Annotated in this window: 26 protein-coding genes; 9 read left to right on the forward strand and 17 right to left on the reverse strand. The window is 40.5% G+C overall.

Annotated features, from left to right (window positions below; translation table 11 throughout):
* The first annotated feature begins 80 nt into the window (after positions 1-80).
* The 9 genes from HXT36_RS01870 (at position 81) to HXT36_RS01910 (ending at position 10,428) form a co-directional block, all read left to right on the forward strand.
* Positions 81-569 carry a peptide deformylase gene (locus tag HXT36_RS01870; protein WP_016801421.1) on the forward strand — a complete coding sequence of 163 codons (489 nt, stop codon included), beginning with the start codon at positions 81-83 and terminating at the stop codon, positions 567-569.
* A gap of 269 nt (positions 570-838) precedes the next feature.
* On the forward strand, positions 839-1,639 hold the full coding sequence (rpsB, locus tag HXT36_RS01875; RefSeq protein ID WP_016792016.1) for a 30S ribosomal protein S2: 801 nt from the start codon (positions 839-841) through the stop codon (positions 1,637-1,639).
* A gap of 29 nt (positions 1,640-1,668) precedes the next feature.
* The gene (gene tsf, locus HXT36_RS01880; RefSeq protein ID WP_421779090.1) at positions 1,669-2,520 is read left to right on the forward strand and encodes a translation elongation factor Ts; all 852 of its coding nucleotides are present in this window, start codon (positions 1,669-1,671) and stop codon (positions 2,518-2,520) included.
* Between the two features lie 155 nt (positions 2,521-2,675).
* Positions 2,676-4,103 (forward strand): UTP--glucose-1-phosphate uridylyltransferase, encoded by a 1,428-nt coding sequence (locus HXT36_RS01885; protein WP_116285841.1) that lies wholly within the window; start codon positions 2,676-2,678, stop codon positions 4,101-4,103.
* A gap of 226 nt (positions 4,104-4,329) precedes the next feature.
* Positions 4,330-6,258 carry a helix-turn-helix transcriptional regulator gene (locus tag HXT36_RS01890; RefSeq protein ID WP_016801416.1) on the forward strand — a complete coding sequence of 643 codons (1,929 nt, stop codon included), beginning with the start codon at positions 4,330-4,332 and terminating at the stop codon, positions 6,256-6,258.
* A 1-nt stretch (position 6,259) separates the two neighbouring features.
* Positions 6,260-6,634 (forward strand): hypothetical protein, encoded by a 375-nt coding sequence (locus HXT36_RS01895; RefSeq protein WP_016801415.1) that lies wholly within the window; start codon positions 6,260-6,262, stop codon positions 6,632-6,634.
* Between the two features lie 10 nt (positions 6,635-6,644).
* Positions 6,645-9,227 carry a DEAD/DEAH box helicase gene (locus HXT36_RS01900; RefSeq protein WP_421779093.1) on the forward strand — a complete coding sequence of 861 codons (2,583 nt, stop codon included), beginning with the start codon at positions 6,645-6,647 and terminating at the stop codon, positions 9,225-9,227.
* Positions 9,228-9,285: 58 nt separating this feature from the next.
* Positions 9,286-9,633, forward strand: coding sequence for an RNA polymerase-binding protein RbpA (locus HXT36_RS01905; RefSeq protein WP_004130843.1), 348 nt, complete (start codon positions 9,286-9,288; stop codon positions 9,631-9,633).
* An 81-nt stretch (positions 9,634-9,714) separates the two neighbouring features.
* On the forward strand, positions 9,715-10,428 hold the full coding sequence (locus HXT36_RS01910; protein WP_421779096.1) for an HAD hydrolase-like protein: 714 nt from the start codon (positions 9,715-9,717) through the stop codon (positions 10,426-10,428).
* A 203-nt stretch (positions 10,429-10,631) separates the two neighbouring features.
* Here the strand turns inward: HXT36_RS01910 and HXT36_RS01915 are convergent, their stop codons facing one another.
* The 17 genes from HXT36_RS01915 to hisS form a co-directional block, all read right to left on the reverse strand.
* Entirely contained in the window at positions 10,632-11,150 is a 519-nt protein-coding gene (locus HXT36_RS01915; protein WP_410294347.1) for a MerR family transcriptional regulator, read from the reverse strand.
* Positions 11,151-11,180: 30 nt separating this feature from the next.
* A complete protein-coding gene (locus tag HXT36_RS01920; RefSeq protein ID WP_016635312.1) occupies positions 11,181-11,621 on the reverse strand; it encodes an FHA domain-containing protein in 441 nt (146 codons plus the stop codon).
* Positions 11,622-11,639: 18 nt separating this feature from the next.
* Positions 11,640-12,521 (reverse strand): DUF881 domain-containing protein, encoded by an 882-nt coding sequence (locus tag HXT36_RS01925; RefSeq protein WP_016792031.1) that lies wholly within the window; start codon positions 12,519-12,521, stop codon positions 11,640-11,642.
* 14 nt (positions 12,522-12,535) lie between these two features.
* A complete protein-coding gene (locus HXT36_RS01930; RefSeq protein WP_004130859.1) occupies positions 12,536-12,868 on the reverse strand; it encodes a small basic family protein in 333 nt (110 codons plus the stop codon).
* Positions 12,869-12,887: 19 nt separating this feature from the next.
* Positions 12,888-13,919 carry a DUF881 domain-containing protein gene (locus tag HXT36_RS01935; protein WP_421779099.1) on the reverse strand — a complete coding sequence of 344 codons (1,032 nt, stop codon included), beginning with the start codon at positions 13,917-13,919 and terminating at the stop codon, positions 12,888-12,890.
* 43 nt (positions 13,920-13,962) lie between these two features.
* Entirely contained in the window at positions 13,963-14,565 is a 603-nt protein-coding gene (locus HXT36_RS01940; protein WP_016792034.1) for a CDP-alcohol phosphatidyltransferase family protein, read from the reverse strand.
* 94 nt (positions 14,566-14,659) lie between these two features.
* On the reverse strand, positions 14,660-15,325 hold the full coding sequence (gene rpe, locus HXT36_RS01945) for a ribulose-phosphate 3-epimerase (protein ID WP_004130865.1): 666 nt from the start codon (positions 15,323-15,325) through the stop codon (positions 14,660-14,662).
* 52 nt (positions 15,326-15,377) lie between these two features.
* Complete coding sequence (gene lgt, locus HXT36_RS01950; protein WP_421779102.1) at positions 15,378-16,337, reverse strand: prolipoprotein diacylglyceryl transferase; 960 nt, start codon at positions 16,335-16,337, stop codon at positions 15,378-15,380.
* A gap of 83 nt (positions 16,338-16,420) precedes the next feature.
* Entirely contained in the window at positions 16,421-17,362 is a 942-nt protein-coding gene (locus tag HXT36_RS01955; protein ID WP_004130869.1) for a phosphatidate cytidylyltransferase, read from the reverse strand.
* A 4-nt stretch (positions 17,363-17,366) separates the two neighbouring features.
* The gene (gene frr / locus HXT36_RS01960) at positions 17,367-17,921 is read right to left on the reverse strand and encodes a ribosome recycling factor (protein WP_016635318.1); all 555 of its coding nucleotides are present in this window, start codon (positions 17,919-17,921) and stop codon (positions 17,367-17,369) included.
* Positions 17,922-18,075: 154 nt separating this feature from the next.
* Positions 18,076-18,825 carry a UMP kinase gene (gene pyrH, locus HXT36_RS01965; RefSeq protein WP_016635319.1) on the reverse strand — a complete coding sequence of 250 codons (750 nt, stop codon included), beginning with the start codon at positions 18,823-18,825 and terminating at the stop codon, positions 18,076-18,078.
* A 259-nt stretch (positions 18,826-19,084) separates the two neighbouring features.
* On the reverse strand, positions 19,085-20,188 hold the full coding sequence (locus HXT36_RS01970; RefSeq protein WP_032816806.1) for an amino acid ABC transporter permease: 1,104 nt from the start codon (positions 20,186-20,188) through the stop codon (positions 19,085-19,087).
* Between the two features lie 5 nt (positions 20,189-20,193).
* A complete protein-coding gene (locus HXT36_RS01975; RefSeq protein ID WP_248899164.1) occupies positions 20,194-20,871 on the reverse strand; it encodes an ABC transporter permease subunit in 678 nt (225 codons plus the stop codon).
* Position 20,872: 1 nt separating this feature from the next.
* Positions 20,873-21,745, reverse strand: a complete 873-nt coding sequence (locus HXT36_RS01980; protein WP_032815674.1) for a glutamate ABC transporter substrate-binding protein — start codon at positions 21,743-21,745, stop codon at positions 20,873-20,875.
* Between the two features lie 55 nt (positions 21,746-21,800).
* A complete protein-coding gene (locus HXT36_RS01985) occupies positions 21,801-22,571 on the reverse strand; it encodes an amino acid ABC transporter ATP-binding protein (RefSeq protein WP_004137994.1) in 771 nt (256 codons plus the stop codon).
* Positions 22,572-22,773: 202 nt separating this feature from the next.
* Entirely contained in the window at positions 22,774-24,570 is a 1,797-nt protein-coding gene (gene aspS, locus HXT36_RS01990) for an aspartate--tRNA ligase (protein ID WP_421779107.1), read from the reverse strand.
* A 143-nt stretch (positions 24,571-24,713) separates the two neighbouring features.
* Complete coding sequence (gene hisS, locus HXT36_RS01995) at positions 24,714-26,114, reverse strand: histidine--tRNA ligase (RefSeq protein ID WP_016635324.1); 1,401 nt, start codon at positions 26,112-26,114, stop codon at positions 24,714-24,716.
* Positions 26,115-26,206 lie beyond the last annotated feature (92 nt).

Here is a 26,206-nt window from a genome sequence, read left to right on the forward strand (position 1 = left end):
AGATTTACGTCTGGTATTACGATAAAGCTTGTATAATTATAGATTGCGATTTTAATTAGCCTTTTGTTTTAAGGAGTGCCGTGACTATTAGACAAATCCGCGTTGTTCCAGACCCTGTTCTTAGAACACCTTGTGATGAAATTCGCGAGATTACACCATCTGTTAGAAGTCTTGTAGAAGATTTATTAGAAACTGTAAACGACCCAGGTCGTGCAGGTCTTAGCGCAAACCAAATTGGTGTTAATCTTAGAGCATTTTCTTATAACATTGATGGAACAATAGGCTATATTCTAAATCCTGTTATAGAAGAGCTTAATGGTGAACAATACGGAGATGAGGGCTGCTTATCGGTTCCAGGATTGTGGTACAAGACCCGCAGAGCTGATTATGCTAGAGCAAGAGGAATAGATCTAGACGGTAAAACTGTTGTTTTAGAAGGTAAAGGCTTAATGGCCCGCATGATTCAACATGAATGTGACCATCTTGATGGTCATGTGTATATTGACCGTTTAGAAAAAGATGTTAGAAAGCAAGCTTTACGCCAATTGCGCAATAGCTCTTCTAAGTAGCTAATTTAATAAATTATCGCGATTTTTTATATAGATTGATTACAAAGTTAGTATAAAGCTTCTGTTATAATTTGGATTTGCGTGTTCGCTTTGAGCATGAGTGTTGTCGCGTTATACGATTGCTCGTTTTTTATTGTCTATCAGAATGCGCATATACGCGCCATGTACGCGTCCGTTCGTGTCGGTCGGCTTGGATTTAGTTATATGCTAGCCAAGTTGCATGCGAACAGACATGGCCAGGCAAGAACCGACAAGAAAGGTATATAGATATGGCACAGATTACCATGAGCGAAATGCTGAAGGCTGGTTTGCACTTCGGTCACCAAACTCGTCGCTGGAATCCAAAGATGAAGCAGTTCATTCTTACTCAGCGCAATGGTATTCATATCATCAATTTGTTCAAGTCGCTCGACATGATCGACAAGGCTTATGACTTTATTAAGCAGACTGTTGCTCACAATGGCACTGTTTTGTTTGTGGGTACTAAAAAGCAGGCTCAAGAAGCTGTGCAAAATCAGGCTACTCGCGTAAACATGCCTTACGTAAGTGAGCGCTGGCTCGGCGGTATGTTGACTAACTTCCAAACTGTTTCTACTCGCGTAAAGCGTTTGAAGGAACTCGAGGAAATGGACTTTACCGACGTTCGTGGATCTGGTTTAACCAAGAAGGAACTTTTGCTTCTTGAGCGCGAAAAGGATAAGCTTTCCAAGCAGCTCGGCGGTATTCGCAATATGAACCGTACTCCTTCTGCAATGTTTGTTGTAGACGTTAACAAGGAAGCTTTGGCTGTTGAAGAAGCACACAAGCTCGGTATTCCAGTTGTGGCAATCGTTGACACCAACACCGATCCAGAATCCGTTGAGTATCCAATTCCAGCAAACGACGATGCAATTCGTGGTGTAGAGCTTCTTACAAGCTTGATGGCCGATGCTGTTGCAGAAGGTTTGCTTGATCACGCTGGCAAGGGTGCAAAGGCTGAAGATGCCAATGCTCAGCCAATGGCAGCATGGGAAAAGGAACTGCTCACTAAGGAATCTGAACAGTCCGACAATGAAGCCAAGGCTGAATAAGCCTGTTGGCAGTTAATGAGGAGAACAAAATGGCAGCAATTACTGCAGCGTTGATTAAGCAGGTGCGCGAAGAAACTGGCGCAGGCATGATGGACGTTAAGAAGGCTCTTACTGAAGCCGAAGGCGATGTAGCTCGCGCTAAGGAAATCATCCGCGCTAAGGGCATTCAGGCCGCTGGCAAGCGTGAAGGTCGCAAGGCTCAAGAAGGAACCGTTGCTTCTAAGGTTGTTAAGACTGCAGAAGGCGAAACTGGTTATGCAGTTGAGTTGAATTCCGAAACTGACTTTGTTGCTAAGACACCAAAGTTTGTTGAATTCTCCGAAACTGTGTTGAACAATGCTATTGAAGCCAATGCTTCTAATGCAGAAGAGCTTCTTGCCGCTAAGGCTGGAGATGCTACTGTTAAGGAAGAAGTTGAAGAAGCAGCAGCATTGTTTGGCGAGCACGTTAAGGTTGGCCAGATTGCCAAGGTTAACGGTCCTCACGTTGAGGTTTACGCTCACAAGAAGTCCGTTGAATTGCCTCCAAGCATTGTTTCTATGATTGCTACCGACGAAGCAGGCGCTAAGGTTGCTCACGAAGCTGCTTTGCAAATTTCCGCTATGGGTGCTCAGTGGCTCCGCCGCGAAGACGTTCCAGCAGATGTGTTGGAGTCCGAGCGTCGCATTGCTACCGAAAAGTCCTTGGCAGAAGGCAAGCCAGAAAAGATCGTTCCAAAGATTGTTGAAGGCCGTTTGAACGCCTTCTTCAAGGAAACTGTTCTTCTTGAGCAAGCTTATGTTAAGGATCCTTCCAAGACTATTGGCGACTTGTTCAAGGAAGTTGGCGGCTCTGCTTTAGCTTTCGCTCGTGTTGAGGTTGGCAAAGGCTCTGCTGAATAGTTTTTGCTAAGTTTCAAATAATTTTCTTTTACTGAAAACTATTTGAAATGTAAAAATGGACTTGCGTGTTTAACGCGTGAGTCCATTTTTGTTTGCAACATATTGTTTGAGCAGATAAACTATTAATCACAATGCATACAGGGAGGCTGCGTTAAATGGACAACACTTTTGAATTGTCCGCTGCAAAGATGCGCGAACACGGTATGAGCGAAGTTGCTATTAGCCAATTTGAACGTCTTTATAAAGTGTGGAATGAAGATAAAACTGGCGGATTTATTCGCGAAAACGCAGTAGAACCTATTAAGACTGTGCCAAATTTTCATGAGATTTATGAAACAATTGATCACAATAAAGCAGTTAACGCGTTTTCAAAAACAGCATTTATTAAGCTAAATGGTGGTCTTGGAACGTCAATGGGATTGTCTTGTGCAAAGTCGCTATTGCCAGTTAGAAGACATAAAGCTCGTCAAATGAGATTTATTGATATTATAATTGGCCAAGTTCTTACAGCGCGCCAACGTTTAGGCGTTGATTTGCCCTTGATTTTTATGAACTCTTTTAGAACGTCTAAAGATACGTTACAAGTATTAAAGCGTACAAAAAAGTTTTCTCAAGAAAATATTCCTGTTGAAATTATTCAGCATCAAGAGCCAAAGCTTCTAGAAGAAACGGGGGAGCCTGTTTCTTGTTCTAAAGATAGCAGTTTAGAATGGTGTCCTCCAGGCCACGGCGACATTTTCTCTACTATTTGGGAATCTGGATTGCTGGATATTCTAAAGAAAAATGGCATTAAATACTTGTTTATTTCTAACTCCGACAATTTAGGTGCAAGACCCTCTAGAACTCTTGCTCAGCATTTTGAAAATACTGGTGCTTCAATCATGATTGAGGTTGCTAAGCGTACTCAAGCAGACCGTAAAGGCGGTCATATTGTTAGAAGTCTTGAAACTGGCAGAATGATGCTTCGAGAAATGACTCAGGTTGCCGCAGAAGATAGGCGAAGTGCGCAAAGCATTAATAAACATCCTTATTTTAATACTAATAATATTTGGATTCGCGTTGATGCTTTGCAAAAGATTCTTAAAAAATATAAAGGTGTGCTTCCTCTTCCAGTTATTTGCAATCACAAGACTGTTGACCCAACTGATGATTCAAGCGAAAAAGTGATTCAGCTTGAAACTGCTATGGGTTCCGCTGTTTCGCTTTTTGACGATGCGATTTGCGTTGAGGTTGATAGAATGCGATTTTTGCCTGTAAAGACTACTAACGATTTGTTTATAATGCGTTCTGACCGCTTCCATCTTACAGATTCTTACGAGATGGAAGATGGCAATTACATATTTCCAGATGTGGATTTAGATCCACGATTCTACAAAACTATTGATGATTTTAACGAAAGATTCCCGTATTCTGTTCCAGCTTTGGCTGCTGCAAAATCCGTTACAATCCGAGGCGATTGGACTTTTGGAAGCCAAGTTTCTATGTTTGCGGATGCTATTTTAGAAGATACAGGGGAGCCAAGTTACGTTCCAAATGGTGAATTTGTGGGTCCGCAGGGCATTGAGCCAGACGAGTGGGTGTAGTCACAAAATAAATTCATTCGGGCGTGTCGTGTGGAAAATGGCCTTATTTCAACGTTTTTATAGTGTTGATTATTGTATTTTCAAGAAATTTGATGACTTTTTTTGAAAATGTCCACACGTATGGCAAAACACCATTAAAATAGTTAAGGTGTGTGTTGAGAATTTAGCGTTTTTCGCATGTTTTTAACACAAAGTGAAATTACAAAGAAACGATACGTGAGGACAAATGGCAGAAGGAAGTAACGGAAGACGTCGTTTTTCCGATAAGTGGGGCAAACACGAGCTTGATGTACTGGCTGTGTTGTCTTCCGCATTTCCACAATGGCTGACTTCGCGTCAGATTGCGCAACGAGTTAAGGCTTATGCCGATTCTTATGGAGAACTTGCAGATCAAGCTGCAAAGGCTGCGTTTGCAAAGCAATTCCAAAGAGATCGCGCAAAGCTTGCAGCTATGGGTATTGCGATTGAATCTCGCCAGCCTGAATATTCTTCAAAGTCTGAAGGCCAAGATTTTGCATCCTACAGGTTGCAACTTGGTGACGAACCACGCGTGCGTATTCGTTTTGAACAAGAAGAGCTTCCTGTTCTTGCGGCTGCTAATTATTTAGCTCGTTCTATGTCGATTTCTTCTTCTGAATCACGCAAAGTAGATCAGCAACATTCTTCTGCGTCTCGTACTGCTCCGCGCGTTCCTCAAACGCCTATTCCTGGTTTGGGCTTAGATTCGATTGCTCCAGGGCTTGGAACTCAAACAATTCCAGACGCATTGGTTAAGGTTATCGATTCTAGAAGATTTGCAGCAACTGTTGACGTTGATGGTGAACATTTGAACGTTGCATACACTGATTCCGACGATTTAGCAATGTTTGTTCTTGAGCATCCAGGTTCTTGCGTTGTAAGCCCTCAAGAAGCGGTTGATGCTTTCCATAGAAGACTTAATGCTGCTACGCAATTCGTTGAATGCGACGAGAATTACGCTGATCAAAGCGTTGATTCTGCACGTTCTAATGCGGAAGATAATCAAGACCTTTCGGAAAACGAGCCAGACAAGTCTCGTCAAAAAAAGACGTCTTTCCAAACGGGAAGTGAAGTAGATCGCAGACTTCGACTAATGCTCTTCCTATCTGCTCATCTTGGAGAAGAATTCCCACTAAATGAGCTTGCTGTAAGATTTATTGGCAAACCTAAGAATGACGATGAGCTTCGTAGATTTGTTGCGATTTTGCATAAAGACATTAATACGCTTACTACCGTTTCCGACGATGGAGAGATGGCAGGTAGCCAATTCTTCGATATTGATTGGTCGCTTTTAGAAACGGAAGGTATTGTTTCCGCAACTAACTCACTGGGTCTTGAGCGTTTAGCAGGAGTTTCTCAACAATATATGAGCATGCTTACTGCTTCTATCAATTACCTTGCGCATTCTCCTCTTTTGCCTGTTGAACAAAGAGATCAAGCCAAAGCGCTTTACATGCGTTTACGTAGGCATGTTAGCCCTGGTGAGACTCCTTGGCTTAGCCTTACCGGTTACGAGGTGGAGCCTAGAAATTGTTCCGTTGTTCGCAGTGCGATTAGCGCTAATGCATTAATCGACATGGAGTACACGGACGGTGCTGGTAGAACTCGCAGAAAGATTGTTGCTCCTTCTAAGATTTTTGTTGACGAAGGCGTTTACTACGTTGCTGTTTGGACAGATGTTGAGAATCAAACTCCACAAGATAAGCGTAGTTTTGTTGCAAAAGACACTTCGATTAATAAAGCGAACGGTTTGCCTAGAATTTGGCAGGTTTTGCGCGTTGCAAGAATTGAGCGCGCAGAAGTTGTTAAGCCTATTTGCCCTGTAGAAATTCCAGATGTTCCAGTTAGTGAACTTAGAAAATGGAGTTTTGACAATGGTACTCAAACATGCTTTATTACAGATGAGCCAGATTTGAACTTCTTAAAGAGTCTTTCTGGAGCTACCATCGAGCCTTGTGGAGCTGGTGTTAAGGTTCACTTAACGGTTTCTTCCGACTCCTGGTTTGTTGCATTTTGCATTGCTCACGCTCGTCATATTAAAGCTGTTTCTCCAGAGACCTTGCGCACTATGATTATTGCTCGAGCACAGCGAGAATTAAGCGTTAATAATAGCGATTTCCAAAACGTGGAGAATTAAAATGCCATGGTGGATTTGGCTTTTATTAACTCTTTTTATGCTATGCATGATTGGTGCAGGGCTTGCGTACGCGCTTAAATGCGCGTATAAGATTTTAACGAATTGCACTAGTTTTTCCACTAAGGTTTATTCTTGTTTTGAAAAGTTGCAAAACGGTGATGATTCGTTGAAAAAGAATTCATATCCATTTTTTACGCGTCCGATTAGCGATGCTGCGCAATGTGTAGAAGAGGCTCGCATTCGAGTTTTAAAGCGCCAAGAAAAAGTAGGGGATTCTCATAGGACTGTTTGGCAGCATTGGAATAATGTGTCTTTGCGTAAGGAAGATATTGACAATCCAATTTTTAAGGAATCTAAAGAAACTAAAGGAAACTAACGAATAGTTTATGACTACGCTCCCATTATCTCCGTCGCAACGATTTAGTGCGTTTCGCAAGACTTTGCAGCATTCTAAATCAATGGCTGCAAAATTTGAAAGCTCTTTAAGTTTTGACTTGGATGATTTTCAACTTGAAGCAATTGATGCTCTAGAAAATGGAGATAATGTTCTTGTTGCTGCTCCTACAGGCGCTGGTAAAACGGTTGTAGCAGATTTTGCTGTTTTTTTGGGCGTTAATCGTGGTGTTAAAACCTTCTATACAACTCCAATCAAGGCTCTTAGTAACCAAAAATATCATGATTTTTGTGAAGTTTATGGATCTAATAAAGTTGGTCTTTTAACAGGAGACACGTCTGTTAACAGTGAAGCAGATATTGTTGTTATGACAACAGAAGTCTTACGCAATATGCTTTATGAGCGTTCAATAACACTTAATTCTCTTGGATTTGTTGTTTTAGACGAGGTGCATTATTTAGCAGATAAATTCCGAGGAGCAGTTTGGGAAGAAGTTATTATTCATCTTCCGCAAAGCGTTAAAATTATTGGACTTTCGGCAACTGTTTCTAATGTTGAAGATTTTAGCGCATGGATTTCTTCTGTTCGCGGAAACACTCATTTAATCGTAGATGAGCATAGGCCTGTTCCTCTTGAACGTCATGTTATTATTCAAAAAGATGGCCAAACAGAGCCAGAGCTTCTTAATCTTTACGATACAGACAAAAATGGTAATGCAACGAATCGTGTAAATCTTGCTTTAACTAGAAAGTTAAGCCAGTGGGAAAACGCTGCTTTGCGCAAAAAATCTTCTTATTTAAGTAAAGATAAGAGATTCTCTAAAGGGCGATTTTCTAGAAGAAAATTGCGAGATCGTTCTAGTGATTTACAAAAAAATTCCAAGTCGTCTTTAACTGTTCGTCATACTCCTAAAAGATGGGCTGTTATTGACGAGCTTGATTATCTTAATATGCTTCCTGGGATTTACTTTATTTTCTCACGTTCTGGTTGTGATCAAGCTGTTCAGCAATGCTTAAACGCTGGTCTAGCCCTTACAAGCGATGAAGAGATGTACGAGATTCGTAGAATTGTTGATTCAATGATCTCGCAAAATAAGCTTTCTAAAAGTGACTTAAAAGCGCTTAGATTTGAACGCTTTAGATATGCTTTGGAACAAGGATTCGCGGCTCATCACGCAGGCATGATTGCGATTTTTAGGCATATTGTTGAAACTCTTTTTGAGCGTGGTCTTATTAAGATTATTTTTGCTACAGAAACGCTTGCTTTAGGCTTAAATATGCCAGCTAGGAGCGTTGTTGTAGAAAAGCTAGTTAAGTATGATGGCACAGGTCATGTTCCTCTTACTCCTGGAGAGTTTACTCAACTTACTGGCCGAGCTGGCAGGCGTGGAATTGACGATATTGGTCATGCTGTTTTAATAGACAATCCTGATTTTGACCCAGCTAAAGCGGCTTCTCTTTCTAGCAAGCGTGTTTATCCTCTTCACTCTAGCTTTGTTCCAACTTTTAACATGGCTGTTAATCTTCTTAATAATAGCGATGCAAAAACAGCTCGAGTAACACTTAGCAGCTCGTTTGCGCAATGGGAAGCAAATGCTTCTGCAACGCGCCTTTTGAGTCGTATTGAAGAGCTTCAAGAGGCGATTAGTGGCTATGAGCAAGCTTTCCATTGTTCTAATGGCGATTTTGCTGAGTTTATGACTCTTAGAATGCGCCTTAAAGACGCTCAACATGATCAGCGTAGAAAACTTAAGCATACTCTGTTTTCTAGCGATTTAGAGCGTTCAAATGCTTTCAAAGAGTTAGATAACAAAATTGCTAGCTTGCGCATTCAAGAAAGAAACCATCCTTGTGCAAATTGCCCAGATATTCAAAACCATTTACATTGGGGATATTATTGGGCTAGAGAAACAAAAGAGCTAAATCAAGTTAAAGAACGTTATAATTCTAGAACTGGTTCTGTTGCAAGATGTTTTGACAACATTTGTAATGTTTTATGTAGTTTGGATTACTTAAAACAAACAGGTAATACGTTTGTTTTGACTAATAAGGGTCAGCTTCTTAGACGACTTTATAACGAGCTTGATGTTGTTTTTGCGCAAGCTATTTGCGAAGGTATTTTTAACGATTTAACTCCTATTGAGCTGTTGAGTTGTGTATCTTCTTTGGTTTATGAGTCTAGAGGGCCAGTGGGATCAGAGCCAAGAAGATATCCTGGTGGATTAGACGGTGCTGTATTCAATACTGTTTCTAGATTAAAAGAATTGTTTATGCGCATAAGCAATATGTGCTTAAACAATCATCTTGATGCGTTGAAATCGCTGGATTTTGGCGCAGTAGACCTTATATACGATTGGGCACAAGGCGCTGACTTGCTTGATATTTTGCAAAATACGGATATTACGGGTGGAGATTTTGTGCGCTTTGCTAAAAGACTTATAGACTTGCTTAATCAGCTTGCTGTTCTTAGCGATTATTTAAGAATTTTGCCTAATGTAGACGATTCTTTAGCACACAAAGCATATGAAGCAGTTCAAATAATTAATCGTGGGGTAGTAGCCTATTGTGATGTTTAGTCTTTATAGTCCGTGCAATTCGCTAGCTTTATAATGGAAACTAAAAGGAGAATATAATATGGCAGAACGCAGTTTACGTGGTATGAGCATTGGTGCAAAGTCGCTAGAATCCGACGATAATGTTGATTTTGCAGCTCGTAATGATGTTACATATGTTTGTCCTAAAGGGCATAGGACTATTCTCCCTCTTGCTCAAGGTGCAGAAGTTCCAGAAGAATGGGAATGCCGTTGCGGCGCTTTAGCGCATAAAGAAGGCGACGCAGATAGGCCAGATGATGATTTTAATAAGCCAACTCGAACTCATTGGGATATGCTTTTAGAGCGTAGAAGCGAAGAAGAGCTAAAAGCTTTGCTTGATAAGCGCTTGAAAATGCATCACGAAGGTTGGATTCCTGATTACGAGTAGTCTTTGATGTGTAGTTTTACTTTAATTTTGTGATTAATCACTAATATTAATTATTTAATTTAGGATTTTAGGGAAAACTCCATGAAAGTTGTTTTGCTTGATTTAGATGGCACTTTGACTCAATCTCATATGGGAATTATTGCGTGTGCTAAAAGAGCTATGAGCGATTTAGGAATGCAAATTCCAGACGATGAAGAGATGATGCGATTTGTAGGACCGTCTATTCTTGAATCTTTTCAACGAAATGGCATGCCAGAAGATTTGCAATTAGAAGGCGTAAAGTTATATCGAAAGTATTATTCCGAAGTTGCAACTTTTACAGATCCGAAAAATCCTAGTGGTAGTAAAATCACTGGAAGTCTTTTGAATAAGGTTTACGAAGGTATTCCAGAACAATTAAAGAAACTACGTGAATCTGGATATTATCTTGCTACAGCATCTTGCAAGCCAGAATATCAAGTTAAGCCTATTTGTGATTATTTTGGTTTAACAGATTTGATTGATGGAATTTACGGCGCAAGTGCCGATATGTCTAGAATTAAAAAAGACCAAGTTATTCGCTATGTTTTGAAAAATATTGGTTTTGACTATTCGCTAGACAAGGCATTAATGGTTGGCGACCGATGGACGGACGCAGATGGCGCATCAGCATGCTACATTGATTGTCTTGGTTGCGCTTGGGGCTACGCAGAGTCTGGTGAGCTTAAAAAGCACGGTGCTTATAGAATTATTGACAATGTTTGTGATTTGAGCATTGCTATTGATGAATATTTTGATAATACTTTGCGCAAATAATATTTCTATATAAAAATAATTCTATATAAGTATCCGATAATGTACGTTATGTCAGATTTGTGATAAATCACGAATACAACACACTACATAAGAAATTAGAATCAGCACACCACTTTCATTTTTTATTATTCATTATTTTTTTATTCTTAATATTTCAATATTTTCAATATGATATAAATTTTATGTTTTAAGATTCTTTAGTTTTAAGATTCTTTAGATAAATCAGCTCGTACTTGCTTAACAATGCATCCAACTGCGATTGCAAAAACAGCTGAGCCGCCTTCGAGCATGCTAAACATGTTTTCTTGATTATTGTTACATTCCATAACAGATTGACCATCGCAAATTATTGTCATGCTCTCAAGATGATTAACACTATAACAATTCAAAAAAACTATAGCTGTTGTAACGTTTGTAAGATTTACGCCAGCGTCTAAAAGTCGCTTAGCAACCGCCATAATAGAAATATCTTTGAAAGAATATAAACGTCTGGATCCAGACCCGTGTGAAGGATTAATCGAAGGCACAATAATGTTTTTTCTAGCCCAATAATCAAGTTGCCTATAGGTTATTCCAGCAATCTTCATTGCAACGCTTCCGCGATATCCTACGGACTCTTCTCCATCGCTAGAAAAAGAAAACAACTCCCCCTGCACTGGCTGATTATTAGATTCATCAAAATCGGCCAGCGCATTCTTTTTAGAAGAGTTTTTCAATACCATTATTGTTTATTGTGTTTATTGTGTTTATCGCTATCGTTTACTAACAGCACTTTGCGTAAAGAACATTAAGCGATATTTGCCAATCATAATCTCATCGCCATTATTAAGAACTGCTTCATCAACTCGATTACGATTAACATATGTTCCGTTTAAGCTGCCCGCATCTGCAATGCTAAAAACGTTCCCATTCCTTCTAAAAACAGCATGCGCTCTAGAAACAGTAGAATCGTCAAGCATAATATCTGCTCTAGAATCACGCCCAACCGATACAACATCTTCGTCTAACAAATAACGAGACCCAGAAACTGCTCCACGCGTAGAAATAAGCAAAGCGGTGCCTGGCAGCAGTTTTGCTATTGTGTCTAAATCATCCTGTTTTAGTGGACGGTCTGCGTTCGAGTTTATTGGAATAGTTATTGCTGGCATGCCAATAATGGTTGTTTCACCAGCTGTAGGAATAGGTTCAGTCATAATTGCTATTTTACCTTCTTATTCGACCGGTTTTGCGTATTGGTACTGTTTTGGTTCGCGTGTTGAACGAATCTCAACCTCTTCAGGCGTTGAAACGTATACGGAAGCGCCAAATTTAACTTTTAATCTAGATCCAACTCCCCCTGCAATATTTACGGCGTTTTGCAAATTTTGCGCATCGCCAATCGCCTTAACTATGTAAGGAGGATTTATCTCAATTCCATCGCACAGCAATCCATGCTTAGTGTCGGAAATATAAGTAGAAGTAACAATGCGAATATCATTAATAGACATAACTTCCACGCCAGCGTTGCGAAGCTCCTCTATAAGTTGAAACATGGTTGCAGCATCTACACGCTCTTTTTCTCCAGCTGTAATATGAATAATTACACCTTTTCCGATTGCTGGAAGTCTACCAGAAATCAAGCCGCTTGTTTGCGAATTTTGCTTAGCAATTCTAGCAGCTTCTTCTTGCTTATTAACAGATGCTTTTAGAGAATTAAGCTGACTTGTTAATTCAAACTTTCGCTGCTCAAGATTTTGTATTTGAGAATTAGTTTCCGTGATCAATCGCGTAAGCTCATCTTCGCTCATAGTTTGATACACAAGAGCACTTCGATTTACTTGAATCATATATGCAAAGCTAAGAAGAGCGCAAAGAAGCATAACAAGCAAGCCTGTTATAATGCGCGTTCTAGTAACATGACCTTGCAAAGATGGCTTATTTTTGCGCTTAACGATTGGGAAGGAACCCGTTTGCGTGCGGTCGCTTTCTCGATCTTTAGCATGCTGGCGATGAAGCCGTTTAACAATATTGTCTACATTTTTATCAATATTATTATCGCTTAATTCATTGTTTTTTACGCTGTTTTTTGAAGTATTCGCAAGTGGATGTTTCATATTATCCCCTGAATCTATCCCCTAAATATAAAACGACGAATTGCAGAAACGTTAGAGAAGATTCGTATTCCTAAAACAACAATAACAGCTGTTTGCAATTGTGCACCAACTCCAAGCTGGTTGCCAAGCAAAACTAAAAGCGTTGCAGCAATAACATTTGAGAAGAACGAAATAACAAACACTTTGTCGGAAAAGCTGCGCTCGAAATAAGCTCTAGCAGCGCCAAGAAGAGCATCTAGTGCAGCAAGCACCATGATTGGCAAATACGGTTGAATAACCACTGGAATATCTGGATGCACAACAATGCCAATAAGTGCTCCTAAAATCAATCCAAGAATAGCTGTCATAACCTATTTCCTATCTTTCCTATCTTCTACTAGTCAACTCTTTTGCAAAATTGACTTCTCCAGTTCCAGCTGCCGACAACTTTAAGTTATTAGTAGTTGAAACTTGTGGATTAATACCAGCATTTGTAAGAGAAGTAAACCATTCAGAATGCTTTTGAGAATTTAACTTTTCAATAAGGCTAGAGCTGTCTCCTATTGCCTCAATCGTATACGGGCTTTGAGTTTGATTAACACCAACAAGAATTGTGGATCCTGCAGTACGAATTGATGTTTGAGAGCCAATCCTGTATCCGTTAACTGATATTGCTTCCGCTCCAGCATCCCAAAGAATGGAAACAAAGATTTGAATATCCCTATCGCTAACAACCTTGATTCTAGCTCCTTTAGACATTTCTCTAGGAATAGAGCCATTAGAAACATCGTTACTTGCAGAAATAGGATTTGCAATAGTTAAAACAACACCAGGCCCATATACAGCGTGAGTACCATTAGTCATGTTGTCGGATTTATCAACTTGATTTTCGTACGGAGTGTTAATTCTTTTAGACTCTTTGTCTACACTAGCGTGAAGCTTTGCAACTTCTTTAACAAGATTATCGAATCTGCTTGCGTGAGTCGTAAGCTCGTTCGCTAAAGATACGCGTATAGCTTTACGCGAATCAGCGTGTAGTTTACGTACAAATTGGCTACCAACAGTACCAACAGCAATGCAAATTAAAAAAACAATTATTCTTGTAATCCAAATACTAATCTTGCTAACATTTTGCTTATTTAGTCTAGAATCCATAAAAAGCGGATCCACTGGCCTGTTGCTTAAATCATCTATTAGTCTAAGAGAATAATCTTCAAGCCTACGACGCCTATCTCGATGCGACGAAAAAGTATACGATGAATTTGTAACGTGATGAGCGCCTAAATTAAACACGGATTTAGAAAATACTGCTCTGCGCTTAGAAAACAAAACAACAGTTGGAGCAGGAAAAGACTCTGGAGCTTTGCCACTAGAGGCATAATCTCCGCTTTGATTTAGATTAGAAGTCTTTTCCACCATGATTCATCCGTTGTTATTGATTAGTTTTCAAAAATCGTAAGAATTATTTAGCCTTTTTTATTAGTAGCTTATAAGCTTGTATGCAATATAATATTCCCGCAAACCAATAAAGCGTTATTCCCCAAATCGCACATGCAATTGCAGCAGCATATAGAATAAGCATTGGCTCTGTTGCAATCGCGAAAACAATCATAAATAGAACAATAGTTACCATTAGCAATGCTGTTCCAGTTTTGCCCATAAAATTAACAGGCAAAGGGCCATAGTCGTATTGTGCAAGAATCACAATTAAAATTGCCATTATTGCGTCTCGCAAAACAACTAAAGCTAATGCCCACCAAGGTATAATCTTTGCAAATGCTAAAGCTAATGTGCTGCAAACTATAAGAAGCCTATCTGCAATTGGGTCTAGAATCTGACCTAATTTGCTAACTTGATTAAAAGTTCTTGCAATATAACCGTCAATACAATCAGAAAGTGCAGCAATTGCAAGAACAATTAAAGCAGGCCACATTTTGTGTTGCGCAATTAAAACAGCAAGATAAGGTATTGAGCATATTCTTAAAAAGCTAATAACATTAGGCACAGTAAGAACTCGATTAAGCGCTTCAGGACTGTATTCCTGACTATAAACGAATTTGACCATACCTAATTTCCTTAAAACTTGCTAAAAATAAAATTTCAATACTAATACTATTGCGAATAATAAAATATTGGGGCACTCTTATGCCCCAATATTTCTACGCACGCCAAGCTTCTTGAGCAATATTACGAATAGAATCAATTGCTTGAGCTGGGCTACTTGCTCCGTAAACTGCAGAGCCAGCAACAAGAACATCTGCTCCAGCTTGCGCAACAGTTGCAGCAGTAGATGGGCTAACTCCGCCGTCAACCTGAATATGCGTGCTTAGTCCGCGGCGCGTAATCTCATCGCGTAAGCGGCGAACCTTGTTCATTTGATTGCTTAAGAACTTTTGACCACCAAAACCAGGCTCTACAGTCATAATAAGAACCATGTCGAACTCATCTAAAATATCGAAAATAGGCTCAACTGGCTCAGCTGGGCGAACCGCAAAGCAAGCTTTGCAACCCATATCTCTAAGCTGACGAGCAAGGCGCACAGGAGCGTGAGTTGCACCCATGTGGAAGCTAACAGAATCAGCCCCGAGCTTAGCGTATTCTGGTGCCCAACGGTCTGGATCCTCAATCATCAAATGAACATCTACAGGAAGATTAGTAACTTCGCAAATGCGCTTTACAATCGGCTCCCCCAAAGTCAAATTTGGTACAAAATGATGATCCATAACATCAACATGAACAAGATCAGCGTTGGAAATTGCTATAAGATCTCTTTCAAGATTGCAAAAATCTGCAGAAAGAATGCTAGGTGCTATTTGTATATTCATGTGTTCCATTCTAAGAAAAGCAAGCGACTAGAAAAGCAAAATCTAACTAAATCTAACTATTTAACTTAGATTCCTCTTTCGCTTCGTTTTTGGAAACCATTTTTACTTTGGATTGAAGTTCACGCTCACGCTCGTATGCTGTAATGTCAATCAAACGGTTCACAAGATTTGCCCGCGATTTTTTACTATTTTGCAAAATAACAAAAACAATAATCGAAGCAATAAAAATTGCAATCGACACCCAAACGTTAATTCTTACTCCAAGGAAAGTGTGTGAAAAATCAATACGTAAAGCTTCAATCCACATTCTTCCAGCTGTATACCACATTACGTAAAGAACAAACTCTGAACCAGACTTAAGCTTGCTTTTAAGCGCTTTGCTAAAGCATATAAGCAAAGCAGCGCCTGCAAAATTCCAAAGCATCTCGTACAAGAACGTTGGATGGAAAAGTGTGCCTTCTGGGCATGTAAGACCGTCGTAGCATCTTTCAGCGTGACCAATTGCATTTGATGCCGAATAATTAAGTTTTAATCCCCATGGAAGTTTTGTAGGAGCGCCATAAAGTTCTTGATTAAACCAATTGCCTAAACGCCCTATTCCTTGAGCTACAAGCAATGCAGGAGCTGCACAATCAGCAAGTAGGCTTATAGGATATTTTCTGTACGTGCAAAATGCACTAGCAGCCAAAGATCCGAGTATCACTCCGCCCCAGATTCCAAGTCCACCATTCCAAATCCTAAAAATTTCTAGAAAATCGCCATTTGCGCCAAAAAACTTCTCTGGAGTTGTAATAACGTGATATAGACGCGCGCCAACAATTCCCATAGGAAGGCTTACAAGAGCTATATCTAAAATTTGGTTAAAATCTCCACCTTCTCGCTTCCATCTGCGATTTGCAATCCAAATTGCGACTAGTGCTCCAGCAAGAATCGAAAGCGCATAAAATCTTAATGTAATAGGTCCGAATGTAATTTGAGAAATACTTGGACTAGGAATAGCACAAATCGTCATATTCTTTACTTTCCTTTATTTTCTTTTACTTTCAACAAAACATAAGGACTTTTGTTAAAACGTTTAATTGGTAAAAATTAATATTAGAATCCAACTGCTTTGATTAAGGCCATTAAAACTGGCGCGCACAGCAAGATTGAGTCCACTCTATCTAGAACACCGCCATGACCTTTAAGCAAATGACCCATGTCTTTAATGCCAATATCTCGTTTAAGCATAGATGCGCACAAATCACCAAAAGTTCCAACAATTCCAGACAAAATGCCCATAACAGCAGGCATCCACCAGAATTTAATCCAAGATGTTCCATAGAATCCAGCAACAATCGCGTAAGCTCCGATTAGTGCAAGAAGCATAGATCCTATAAGTCCTTCAACAGACTTTTTTGGAGATATTCGTGGAGAAAGCTTATGTTTACCTAACCATGCTCCAGCAAAAAGTCCGCCCGTATCGCTTAAAGCAGGTAAAAATATAAGTAGCATTGCGTGCGCTACAGCTTGTTTAGAATCAGCTATAGATAAAATAATGCAAGAAGCAAGAAGAGGAATATACAACACTACAAACAACGAAACAGCTGTATTAGTAAAAGTACTAGCTTTTGGGCTTTTAGAAGTTGCATGCTGTAGTTTCTTTTCTACAGCACGCATAGTTCTTTTAGATACAGTGCTATTTAGAGTTGCAAAAATAACAGTTAAAATAAGCGAGGCTGTTATTCCACTTGCCATTGCAACTGCATGCCACTTTGCGTAGAAGGTTGAAAAAATCGTAATAACCGAGCAAATAGACAGTATAGCAAAAGGAATCCTAAACCCCGCTGTAGCAAAGTCAACGTGCAATTCCCACAATGCAAGAAGCATAAAAACAGTTAAAAGAACAACAAAAGCATCTATACTTACAAGAAGACATGCCACAATTACAGCAATCAGCAGCACTGCAGTTGCAATAGCTTGTGGCATGTTCCTGCCAGTTCGCTTGTTTATATCTGTTAAAGCTTCATAAGCATCGTTTGTAGCATTTGAATCCAAAGAATCAAACCTCCATGATTTCCTTCTGCTTGCCTTCTAGCAAAGCATCTAAGGAATCGGTAACTTGCTTAGTTACTTTATCTAGTTCTTTTTGCAAGCGATCGCCTTCATCTTCGCCAATTTCGCCATCTTTAACAGACTTATCAATGCTTTCTTTAGTCTTGCGACGAATATTTCTAACAGCAACCTTGCCTTCTTCTGCCTTGGTCTTAGCAAGCTTTACGTATTCCTTACGTCTATCTTCAGTAAGCTCTGGCATTGTAACGCGAATAACATTGCCATCTCTGTTAGGGCTAACACCCAAATCTGAATCGCGAATAGCTTTTTCAACAGCATTTGCTTGCGATGCGTCAAAAGGAGTAACAGAAAGAGTTCTTGGCTCTGGAACGCCAATAGAAGCTACAGCCTTAATAGGAGTTGGAGCACCATAATAGTCAACCATAATGCCATTAAGAAGAGCAGGATTAGCTCGACCAGTCCTAATGCCCATAAAGTTTTCTTTTGTAGCTTCAACAGACTTGTTCATTTGTTCAAGAGCCTGATCAATAATCGCTGGCATGTGTTCTCCTTTATTGGTATTAGTTGTGCCAATTAAAATTCTATTTATAAATTTTGTGATTGTTAAATTTTACGTTGTTAAATTATTTCCTAATTTGCATGTTTTATTTATTGATGATTTATTTATTGGTGATTATTCACTAATATTTCATCTATTAAGCAAACGTAGGCTCGTCGTTAGAAACCAAAGTTCCAATTTGATCTCCGACTAATGCACGAGTAACGTTTCCTTCTCCTTCTAAGCCAAACACGCGAATCTTTTGGTTGTTGTCTCTAGCCATAGAAAGCGCAGAAGCGTCCATAACAGCAAGACCATCAACAAGCGCGCGATGGTAATTAAGAGTGAGGAATTTTTTAGCATTAGGATCTTTACGAGGATCTGCACTATAAACTCCGTCAACGCCATTCTTACCCATTAGAACTTCATCGCAATGAATCTCTAAAGAACGCTGAATAGAAACGGTATCGGTTGAAAAATAAGGCATGCCAGCGCCTGCACCAAAAATCACAACTCGGCCTTTTTCTAAGTGTCGAATTGCTTTAAGTGGAATATAAGGCTCAGCAACTTGACCCATTGTTATAGCAGTTTGAACGCGAGTTGCCTGCCCTGCTTGTTCAAGAAAATCTTGCAAAGCTAAGCAATTCATAACAGTTCCAAGCATACCCATGTAATCGCCGCGACTACGATCGATGCCAGCTTGTTGAAGCTCTGCACCGCGGAAGAAGTTTCCGCCGCCAACAACAATTGCAACTTGCACGCCTTCATGCACTGCTTTTACAATCTCGCCAGCAATTCTACGAATAACATGAGTATCTATACCAACGGCGCCACCGCCAAATGCTTCTCCCGAGAGTTTCAATAAAACTCTACGAGACTTGCTTTCCCCCGCTTGTGCGATAGTCATAAAACTTTCCTCCAGTCATAACGGCGAACGCAAGCATATCTTTGCTATGATATCTTTCAATAACGACACATCACAACACGATTTTTAACATGATTGTGTAGATTTTTATCGATTTTTATTTTGAACATGTTTAGCAGTGTTTTTTGTAAATGCTAAAAGCGTTTTGTTCAAATTAATAAAATCAAACGAATAAAAATAGCGCAATAGGCGGAATCAAACCCATTGCGCTATCAATCCATGATTAATCTAAAAGTTAAGATTAATCATGCTTTTTATTATTTTTATCTTGGTTAGTATTTTGACTATCTTCTAGATTCTCGTCACCTGTTTCTAGATGATGCTCATCGTAGCCTTGCAAGTAACGCGTACGACGCCAATGGTGAATAGAAGCGTTTGTGCCGCGGTGATGCACGTGGTACTTTCTAGGAGTTCCACCATGTGGCAGCTCTTTAACTTCCTTAGCAACAGCAATCTGATTCACGTTAGAAGGATCCATAATTGCGATTGGTGCAACAGGTTCAGGCTCTGTTGGAGCTGCAGTTCTGCTACTAAGCTTTGATGGAAGCCATTCAGCAAACCAAGAAAGCGCCCAGCAAATCAAGAAGTATACAACTGCAGCAACAGTCAAAGTTTGCAAAATGTTAAAGTACATTGATCCAAGTCGTCTAGATTCCTGAAGCAAATCAGTGTACATAATTATGGAACCCAATGCAGTATCTTTTAACACAACAACAAGCTGAGTTACAGCTGCTGGAAGCATTGCGATTATTGCTTGCGGCATTTCGATTTGTGTTAAAGATTGATATTGCGAAAGTCCAAGAGCTAAAGATGCTTCGCGCTGACCGTTAGGAAGATTTCCAACGCCAGATCGAACTAACTCTGCAACAACAGAACCGTTGTACAAAATCAAAGACAAAACAACAGCCCAATAAGACGCTCCACTTATTCCAGCAAATGCAAATCCTCGCCAAAGGAAGATCATAAGCAAAAGCACTGGTACAGCTCGGCAAAACTCAACGACAACTGCAGAAATGCTACGAAGAATCAAGCTAGGCAATAGTCTTAAAAGACCAAATAAGAGTCCAAAAACTATTGAGCCTACAACAGCAAGAAGTGAAGCTTTAAGAGTCATCCACAATCCTGGAAGATAAAAATCGCTCCAAGCTTCCGATTCTACAGCTGGATTCCACAATGCCCACGAAAGCTGGTTCTCGCCTTCTGGAGGATTGCTAAGTCTTAAAAGCAAAGCAATAACAAAAAGCGCAAACACAACGCATGCAATAATATTTGCAATACGAATCTTCTTTAGAGCCTTAGGTCCAGGCGCATCAAATAACAGAGATTTTTCTTGTTCTTTTGCCATTTTTATCACCTTCTAACCGCAAGCTTATTAGACAAATAAGTTGTGAGAATACCGATTGGAATAATCAAAACAATGTATCCGCACGCAAAAATCAAAAAGATTGGAACAATCAAATCTGCGTGCCTTTCAATCATCTCGCTCATAAGAGTAGATGTTTCTGTAGCAACAGATGCAGCAGCGGCAACAGTGGAATTTTTAAGCAACGCAATAAACGTGTTTCCAAGTGGTGCTACAGATCCGCAGAAAGTTTGAGGCAAAATAACACTAGAAGCAGATTGGAAGAAGTTAAGTCCAAGCGCCCTACATGCTTCTGCCTGACCCAAAGGTACAGTGTTTAAGCCAGATCTTAAAGATTCGCAAACAAATGCTGCAGTGTAAAAACTCAAGCCAGCAATTGCAAGCCAGAAGAAGTTTACGCTAAAAACAGTGGAAAAACCGAGCTTTAGCTGTGCGTACACGCCAAGAACCATAAAAACCATGATTATAGTTAGAGGCATATTCTTAAAGAACTCAACGTATGCGCCTGCAATAAGACGAAGCGAATGGATTGGGCAAATCCTCATCATAACTAGAATCACGCCAAGAATCGTGGAAAAAAGCACGCTCCACAATGTGATTTCAATATTCACTAAGAATGCTCCTGGAATATTGTATGAGGTAAATAATTGCACAAAGTCTTGCATTTTACTCCTCCCCCTCTTCTGGTACTGGCGGATTATACTTTGCGTTTGGCTTAAAACCAGTTCCGCGCATGTTATCGTCTAAAGCTCTTTTCCATGAACCATTTTTAATCATGTCTTTAAGAGCAGCATTAATGCGCTTAGCTAGCTTAGTGTTTCCTTTTTTAATGCCAATTCCGTAGTGTTCTTCGGTAAATGGCTTACCAACAAGCTTTAGTCTGCCTCTAGATGCTGTAGCAAGACCAGCGAGAATAATATCGTCTGTTGTAACAGCGTCTACGATTCCAGAGAATAATGCTGTTGCGCACTCTGCATATCCAGGCTGTTGCATAAGTTGAACTTTTGAAGAGTATTTCTCTTTAATAACTATTGCAGACGTTGAGCCAGTTACGGAGCATAAGCGCTTTCCATCTAAATCGTCTGGACCGCTTACTTTATGCTCGTCTTTACGAACCAATAAATCTTGACCAGCAATAAAATATGGTCCTGCAAAAGAAACAGCGTTTTTTCTGGCATCTGTTATGGAATATGTTGCAACAATCATATCTACATCGCCATTTTGAAGCATTGCTTCGCGCTGTTTTGAAGGCGATTCCTTCCAAACAATTCTATCTTCGGAGTAACCCAACTTTTTGGCAACATACTTTGCAACGTCTACATCAAAACCAACGTAGGTTCCAGACTTTTTGAAACCAAGACCAGGCTGATCAAACTTAATACCAATGCGTATTACATTGCTTCGATTATCGCTACTGCAAGCGCTAAGCGGGAAAACGCAGCACAATACGCAAACCATAGATAAAATTGCGCGATATGTATGCCTGAATCCCAGTCTGCAACGCTTACACTTAAGAGCAATATTGTGTAAATATTTCATAGCTACCTCTTAAAGACTTAAAAATCGATATTAATGATTTCAATTAAGAATCAAATTAATGAGTCAAAATCTTTGAAAGGAAGTCTTTTGCTCTATCTGTCTTTGGATTCTCAAAGAACTCTTCTGGCGTATTTTGCTCAAGAATACGACCATCTGCCATAAACACGATTTTGTCTGCAGCTTTACGCGCAAAGCCCATCTCGTGAGTAACGCAAATCATTGTCATACCTTCTTTTGCAAGCTCAACCATAACATCAAGAACTTCGTTAACCATTTCTGGATCAAGCGCGGATGTAGGCTCATCAAAAAGCATAACCTTTGGGTGCATTGCAAGCGCGCGAGCAATTGCCACTCGCTGCTGCTGACCTCCAGAAAGCTGAGAAGGCATCTTGTTTGCTTGATTATCTACACCAACTCTTGCAAGAAGATCCATTGCTAAACTTTCCGCTTCTTGCTGTTCCATATGGCGAACCTTAATAGGAGCAAGCGTAACGTTTTCTAGAATCGTCTTGTTTGCAAAAAGATTAAAAGATTGGAACACCATTCCAACTTCTGCGCGCAATGCAGCAAGTTCTTTTCCTTCTTGAGGAAGAGGCTTACCATCAATGCGAATATCTCCCGAGTCGATTGTTTCAAGACGATTAATCGTCCTGCACATTGTTGACTTGCCAGAACCAGAAGGTCCAATAATAACAAGCACTTCGCCTTTATTAACTGTTAAGTTAATATCTTTCAAAACGTGAAGCTTGCCATAATGTTTTTCAACATGGCTAAGTTCCACCAATGGCTGTGCTACTTTTTTTGTGTTGTTTAATTTAGTATCCATAAAAAGGATTTTAATGTTCTTGTGTTACATGCGTTTATCGTAATAGTTACTTTTAACCACCTATAAAGTTACGAAAAACATTAAAAATGATACAAAAATGTTAATTTTACTTAAAAAAATGCCGTTAAGCCTTGATTTTGGTTTAGTTAACCAAACGACTTAACGGCATATACGAATATTAATTCTTGTTTAACGCTTGCGACTACTCGTCTTCTTCTGGATCGTAGTCAACGCCAGTTTCTGCACGCTGTTCGGCAGAGATTGGAGCAGGAGCGCCAGTTAGAGGATCGCGACCGCCACCAGCCTTAGGGAAGGCGATTACGTCGCGAATCGAGCTTGCGCCTGCCAAAATCGCAGCAGTACGATCCCAGCCCAAAGCAATACCAGCGTGAGGTGGAGCACCATACTTAAACGCTTCAAGCAAGAATCCAAACTTTTCTTCTGCCTCTGCTTTGTCGATTCCAAGAACGTCAAGCACACGGTCTTGAATATCATCGCGATGAATACGAACAGAGCCGCCGCCCATCTCGTTTCCGTTGCAAACAATGTCGTAAGAATCGCTCATTGCATGCTCTGGGTCTTTATCGAACTTGTCAATCCAATCAGCAGATGGCATTGTAAATGGATGATGCATAGAAGTCCACTTTGAGTGGCCAACTGCAACATCGTCATCGTCTGGATCATCTGTGCGCTTAAACAGTGGGAAGTCAACAACCCAAGTGAAAGCAAACTCGTCTGGGTGAAGCAATCCTGCGCGGCTAGCAAGCTCTACACGAACTGCACCAAGCAAAAGCTGAGAAGATTCACGGCTTCCTGCTGCAAAGAACACAGCATCGCCATCCTGCGCACCAACAGCTTCCTTAAGTCCTGCGCGTTCTTCTTCGCTAAGATTCTTAGCAACAGGGCCCTTGAGCTCACCATCTTCACCAAAGATTATATAAGCCAAACCCTTAGCACCGCGCTGCTTAGCCCAATCCTGCCAAGCGTCAAACTGACGACGAGGTGTTTCGGCACCGCCCTTAAAGAGCACAGCGCCAACATAAGGAGCTTGGAACACGCGGAATGGAGTGTTCTTAAAGAAGTCAGTCAACTCAATAAGTGGGTTTCCAAAACGCAAATCTGGCTTATCGGAACCGTACTTATCCATTGCTTCTTGCCAAGTGATTCGAGGCAAAGGAAAAGTGATTTCGTGGCCTGCTTCCTTCCAAATAGCAGCGATAACGCGCTCTGCCATAGCCATAACATCTTCTTGGCTTGCAAAGCTCATTTCCATATCGAGCTGAGTGAACTCAGGCTGACGATCTGCACGGAAGTCTTCATCGCGATAGCAACGAGCAAGCTGATAGTAGCGCTCAACACCAGAAACCATAAGCAACTGCTTTAAAAGCTGAGGAGACTGTGGAAGAGCGTACCAAGAGCCTGGAACCAAGCGTGCTGGAACAACAAAGTCGCGAGCGCCTTCTGGAGTGGACTTAATAAATGTTGGTGTTTCTACTTCTGTAAAGTCCATATCTTCCAAAGCATGACGAGCTGCCTTAGCCATATCAGAGCGGAGCTTTAGATTACGCTGCATAGATGGACGGCGTAAATCAAGATAACGGTACTTCAAACGTACGTCTTCGCTAGGAAGCTTGTTTTCGGACTCGTTTTCCAAAGCTGTAGAAACTTGGAATGGTAACGCATCGGACTTAGCGAGAATTGTTACTTTATTTGCAACGATTTCGATTTTTCCTGTTGCTAAATGGTCATTTTCATTGCCATCTGGACGCAAGCGAACTTCGCCAGTAACTTGCACAACAAACTCGCTACGCAATGGTCGCGCAGTTTCTTCATCGTAAATAACAACTTGCACTAAGCCAGTGTTGTCTCGAACGTCTACAAAGGCAACGCCACCGTGGTCGCGGCGACGATCAACCCAACCAGCAATGGTTACGTTTTGTCCAACTAATGTCTCAGTCACTTCAACGGCATGGTGTGTGCGATACGCCGTCTGGCTCATAAGTCCACTTCCTTGTTTGAATAATTTTGTTAATTTTTGTTTTGACTTTAATAGTTTACCGCATGAATCGCGCTTTCAAATATTAAAATCTTAAAAAGCAAATTGCAAATCTTAAATCTTAAATCTTAAAAAGCAAATTACAATTATTGAGCGCAAGAAACAGTTTGATGAGCATATGCGTCATCTGGCTGCCAAGACATAACGTCTGCGCAAACTTGCTCTCCCGTAATAATGTTTTTTACTTCATCTTTGCTGGATTCAGAATCTGTGCTATCTTCTGGGAACCAAACGTATGGAATACCCAACTTATCTGCATACTTGATTTGTTTACCAAGCTTTGCAGCACTTGGAGATACGTCTGTTGCGATTCCTCTAGAGCGAAGCTTTTGAGCAATCTCGTTACAAGCTGGCCTATCTTCTTCGTTCCAAACTGCAACCAAAACTGCAGCAGGAGAAACGCGTGAAACTGTAGCTCCAGATGTGTGAAGCATGTAAGAAAGCAAGCGCGAAAGTCCTATAGAAAGACCTACTCCTGGATACTTTTTGTTTCCTTGAGAAACAAGATTGTCGTATCTTCCGCCAGAGCAGATTGACCCCAGGGATTCAGCGCCTTCTAGGAACGTCTCGTAGACTGAGCCAGTGTAGTAATCCAAGCCGCGCGCAATCTTCAAATCTGCAACAACGGATCCTGGACGAATTTTTGACGCATCGTCTACAATCATCGCAAGCGTTTCTACACCTTCAATCGCTAATGCGTAAGATTCATTGCTAGAATCCCTAGAAATATTGTGTTTATCGCATAAAGCGTTGAATTTAGTCTTTAATTCTTCTCCGCTATTTGCGTTAAGCTCTGCAAGCTCTAAGCATGCTGCAGCTTGAGAATCCGTAGCTTTGCATTCTTTTACAAGAAGATTTGCAACTTCTTTTGCGCCAATCTTATCTAGCTTATCGATTTCTCGAAGAACACCTTCAATATCGCTTAAGCCAATTCCTCTATAAAAGCCTTCGGAAAGCTTGCGATTATTTGCGTGAACAGTGGCTTTTGGCAAGCCAAACTCGCGCAAACGCTCCAAAGCTTCGACCATAACAAGTGGAAGCTCCACTTCGTAGTGAGATGGCAAGTCGCCATTGCCTACAACGTCAATATCTGCTTGAACGAACTCACGGAAACGTCCTTCTTGTGGACGCTCTCCACGCCAAACTTTTTGCATTTGCCAACGCTTAAATGGGAATGCTAAATCGCCAGTGTGTTCAACAACATATCTACTAAGAGGAACTGTTAAATCAAAGTGCAATCCAATGCGGTTTTCAACTGGAGTGTCGCTTTCGTGACCCACTTCTTGCAATCTAGATAAAAGATATATTTCTTTGCTAGTTTCACCCTTTTTTAACAAGCTTGAACCCTGCTCAACAGCACGAGTTTCAATGCCTATAAAACCATTTAATTCAAATACTTCCCGCAATGTGTCCATAACACGCTGCTCAACAGCGCGCTCGCTTGGAAGCCACTCCGGAAAACCAGATATTGATGAGCCTTGTACCATGTCCACTATAATAGGTTATGTTACGGAAAAATCATGGCTTACCGTCATACTTATTCGTAACACTATTACCGTGCATATGCTCTAAGGAGTCG

This window comes from Gardnerella sp. DNF01144 (assembly GCF_049244245.1).
Lineage (GTDB): Bacteria > Actinomycetota > Actinomycetes > Actinomycetales > Bifidobacteriaceae > Bifidobacterium > Bifidobacterium piotii.

Coding starts and splice junctions, on each gene's coding strand:
- rpsB (WP_016792016.1), top strand. CDS start 839: ATGGCACAGATTACCATGAGCGAAATGCTGAAGGCTGGTTTGCACTTC.
- tsf (WP_421779090.1), top strand. CDS start 1,669: ATGGCAGCAATTACTGCAGCGTTGATTAAGCAGGTGCGCGAAGAAACT.
- HXT36_RS01885 (WP_116285841.1), top strand. CDS start 2,676: ATGGACAACACTTTTGAATTGTCCGCTGCAAAGATGCGCGAACACGGT.
- HXT36_RS01890 (WP_016801416.1), top strand. CDS start 4,330: ATGGCAGAAGGAAGTAACGGAAGACGTCGTTTTTCCGATAAGTGGGGC.
- HXT36_RS01895 (WP_016801415.1), top strand. CDS start 6,260: ATGCCATGGTGGATTTGGCTTTTATTAACTCTTTTTATGCTATGCATG.
- HXT36_RS01900 (WP_421779093.1), top strand. CDS start 6,645: ATGACTACGCTCCCATTATCTCCGTCGCAACGATTTAGTGCGTTTCGC.
- HXT36_RS01905 (WP_004130843.1), top strand. CDS start 9,286: ATGGCAGAACGCAGTTTACGTGGTATGAGCATTGGTGCAAAGTCGCTA.
- HXT36_RS01910 (WP_421779096.1), top strand. CDS start 9,715: ATGAAAGTTGTTTTGCTTGATTTAGATGGCACTTTGACTCAATCTCAT.
- HXT36_RS01915 (WP_410294347.1), bottom strand. CDS start 11,150: ATGGTATTGAAAAACTCTTCTAAAAAGAATGCGCTGGCCGATTTTGAT.
- HXT36_RS01920 (WP_016635312.1), bottom strand. CDS start 11,621: ATGACTGAACCTATTCCTACAGCTGGTGAAACAACCATTATTGGCATG.
- HXT36_RS01925 (WP_016792031.1), bottom strand. CDS start 12,521: ATGAAACATCCACTTGCGAATACTTCAAAAAACAGCGTAAAAAACAAT.
- HXT36_RS01930 (WP_004130859.1), bottom strand. CDS start 12,868: ATGACAGCTATTCTTGGATTGATTTTAGGAGCACTTATTGGCATTGTT.
- HXT36_RS01935 (WP_421779099.1), bottom strand. CDS start 13,919: ATGGTGGAAAAGACTTCTAATCTAAATCAAAGCGGAGATTATGCCTCT.
- HXT36_RS01940 (WP_016792034.1), bottom strand. CDS start 14,565: ATGGTCAAATTCGTTTATAGTCAGGAATACAGTCCTGAAGCGCTTAAT.
- rpe (WP_004130865.1), bottom strand. CDS start 15,325: ATGAATATACAAATAGCACCTAGCATTCTTTCTGCAGATTTTTGCAAT.
- lgt (WP_421779102.1), bottom strand. CDS start 16,337: ATGACGATTTGTGCTATTCCTAGTCCAAGTATTTCTCAAATTACATTC.
- frr (WP_016635318.1), bottom strand. CDS start 17,921: ATGCCAGCGATTATTGATCAGGCTCTTGAACAAATGAACAAGTCTGTT.
- pyrH (WP_016635319.1), bottom strand. CDS start 18,825: ATGACTATCGCACAAGCGGGGGAAAGCAAGTCTCGTAGAGTTTTATTG.
- HXT36_RS01970 (WP_032816806.1), bottom strand. CDS start 20,188: ATGGCAAAAGAACAAGAAAAATCTCTGTTATTTGATGCGCCTGGACCT.
- HXT36_RS01975 (WP_248899164.1), bottom strand. CDS start 20,871: ATGCAAGACTTTGTGCAATTATTTACCTCATACAATATTCCAGGAGCA.
- HXT36_RS01980 (WP_032815674.1), bottom strand. CDS start 21,745: ATGAAATATTTACACAATATTGCTCTTAAGTGTAAGCGTTGCAGACTG.
- HXT36_RS01985 (WP_004137994.1), bottom strand. CDS start 22,571: ATGGATACTAAATTAAACAACACAAAAAAAGTAGCACAGCCATTGGTG.
- aspS (WP_421779107.1), bottom strand. CDS start 24,570: ATGAGCCAGACGGCGTATCGCACACACCATGCCGTTGAAGTGACTGAG.
- hisS (WP_016635324.1), bottom strand. CDS start 26,114: ATGGTACAAGGCTCATCAATATCTGGTTTTCCGGAGTGGCTTCCAAGC.